This is a genomic window from Pedobacter sp. HMWF019 (assembly GCF_003061025.1).
Taxonomy (GTDB): Bacteria; Bacteroidota; Bacteroidia; order Sphingobacteriales; family Sphingobacteriaceae; genus Pedobacter.
Genome location: NZ_QAIL01000356.1, coordinates 1 through 2,283 on the forward strand (window position 1 = coordinate 1; position 2,283 = coordinate 2,283).

General features: G+C 35.3%; 4 protein-coding genes. 3 read left to right on the plus strand and 1 reads right to left on the minus strand.

Annotated elements, in window-relative coordinates; translation table 11 throughout:
* A partial coding sequence (locus DBR11_RS29690; protein WP_199233895.1) for a hypothetical protein occupies window positions 1–440 on the plus strand: 440 nt, incomplete at its 5' end.
* Between the two features lie 380 nt (window positions 441–820).
* Here DBR11_RS29690 and DBR11_RS19600 read toward each other — a convergent pair.
* The gene (locus tag DBR11_RS19600) at window positions 821–1,306 is read right to left on the minus strand and encodes a nuclear transport factor 2 family protein (RefSeq protein WP_108554319.1); all 486 of its coding nucleotides are present in this window, start codon (window positions 1,304–1,306) and stop codon (window positions 821–823) included.
* Window positions 1,307–1,543: 237 nt separating this feature from the next.
* On the opposite strand from DBR11_RS19600, the gene DBR11_RS19605 reads away from it, so the two are divergent.
* Together DBR11_RS19605 and DBR11_RS30255 are read left to right on the plus strand one after the other, a co-directional pair.
* Entirely contained in the window at window positions 1,544–1,933 is a 390-nt protein-coding gene (locus DBR11_RS19605; RefSeq protein ID WP_108554320.1) for a hypothetical protein, read from the plus strand.
* Between the two features lie 16 nt (window positions 1,934–1,949).
* Window positions 1,950–2,283 (plus strand): PRA1 family protein (locus DBR11_RS30255; protein WP_233260834.1); only part of this gene is annotated, 334 nt, incomplete at its 3' end.

Genomic DNA, 2,283 nt, shown 5'->3' on the forward strand with positions numbered 1-2,283 from the left:
ACTTTGTAGATAGTGTTAGGATTAACCCCGAGAATTTTAAGAGCCTGAACCCTGAAAATATTGCATTTATACAAGTTATTAAAGATAAAAATGCAGTAGATCGATTGGGTGAAGAAGGGATAAACGGTATCATCTACATTGAAACAAAAAACTTTGCCAGAAAGAAATTATGGAATTATCTAAAGCGAAAATCTCCTGATTACACCCGGTTGATGCCTACTGTAAATAGTGACAGTTCATTTCAGTATATACTGAATAAGAAATTATTAAAAAACAGCTATGATTATGATCTGGCCTCGATAAATGATGTAACGCTGCAAGAGGTCAAAATTCTGGATAAAACAGCATTAAAAAGGGATTTTGGTGTAGAGGATAAAGAATATGGAGTCCAAATCTTAACTGAGCCGTTAAGAGATTCCAATAAAAGCAATCGTTTTTAAACTACACGCTATTTCCAGCTAAAGTTACAGATACCATAGTCGCAGTTTATGACCAATGCAAGCAAATTAGTACTCCTGAAATTTTTACATACGCTAATATGGACATTTTACAGCGCAGTAATCTTCTATATGCTGTATGCAGTGATTATAGGTAAAATTGACCGCTGGCTATGGATCGGTTATGGACTTGTTGGTATAGAATGTATAACGCTGCTGTCGTTTAATTTTTCCTGCCCTTTAACCATTATAGCACGGAGGTATTCAAATTCTACTAAAGACAATTTTGACATTTATCTCCCCAATTGGCTGGCAAGAAATAACAAGCTCATCTATTGCATTATAATGATCATTATAGTGTTCATCACCATCTATAGAATATTTTAATTGTTATGCACCTCGTCATGCCCATAGCTTATGACCCTGGCTATTTTCCAGTGCCCATCTTCCAGTTTCCAAACCTGGACAAATTTGTAAGTGCCACTTATTTTCTCCTGCTGCCCTTTATTGGTATGATAGAATCGATGCACTCCAATTTCCACTGCCCCATACCCCTTTAAAGGGTGTACCTCCAGACTACTTTTTATGAGCTCTCTGCGAATATGACTCCCTCTGTGGCACATCTCTCTAAAAGACTTTAGTTCATTGGCTAGACCAACAGTGAGGCCGCCTAAGTCATGGTAAAATTCAAGGTCTTCAGTAAAATAGTTTTTGTAATTGACACTATCGCAATTGTTAAAGGCACTGAATAGGAGACTATCTGCCTTTTCAATCTCTTTAAATAATTTCTTTTGATCTGCCTGTTGGGCAGAGCAGAGGATGCTGGAAAAAAGAACTAAAATTAGAACGCTAAAAATATTACGGATCATAGAATTTGTTTTATATGTTATGCATCAAGCACAGCTATAATGCCAAATCTAAAAATGAATGCCTGGAAGCTTACAACCGCTTTCAGATTAACACAATCTAAATAACTGTTCAATAACGAACAGACCATTGTACCAATTCAGATCATTTTTAATTTTTCCTTAAGGACTTTATGTGTTCCAGAAAGACACCCAGATGTTTATTCTGGCAGTTGATTTGCGGAGACTTTATAGACCATTATGAAAAATAAACAGTTATACATTTTATTGTTAATTATCCTTCTTCCTGTTTTTACCTATGCACAAAAGGCATATGAAGCTGTCCCGTATAGCGGCATGATGAACAAAAAGCCCGTAAAGCTAAGTTTCGCAGATGGTTATATCGGGGCGTCTTCCATTACGCTGACAAATAGTAAAAATGGCAGGAAAATAATTTTTTCTCCTGATGCAGGTTATGTTGGAGAAGATAAAAAGCTGAAGTTTCATAGATCTTCACCATCCCCCGTCCTATCTTCAGATTACTTTACCTTAATTAACCTTACAGAGTATTACGATACTCTTCCAAAATCTATCAATGGCATTTATTACAACAAAGGAAAAATCTATAAGATTAGATTTTTCAAACAATAAGAAACAAGCATTTTAAATGGACAAAAGAAGCTTTCCAAAGGATATTGCCGGGTATATATTATTTGCAGTAATGAGTTTCTTCTTTGTATTTATCTGGAATCCGTTTCATTTGGTTGTTTATGGTTTTTTAATTGGAATTGTCATCTATGTTACGTTTAATATCAGGCAAGCTGAAAAGCTGAAATTGAATAGAGACAATTTAAAGAGAGGTTTTCCTTACATAATTCTAACTTATCTATTCATTATTGTAATATTTTCACTCTCGCCTTATCTGCGGGTTAAGGAATTTCAATTGACACATCCGAACTATCAGATCGCTCAGGGAGAAGCTGTCTTCTCAGATAGTGGAG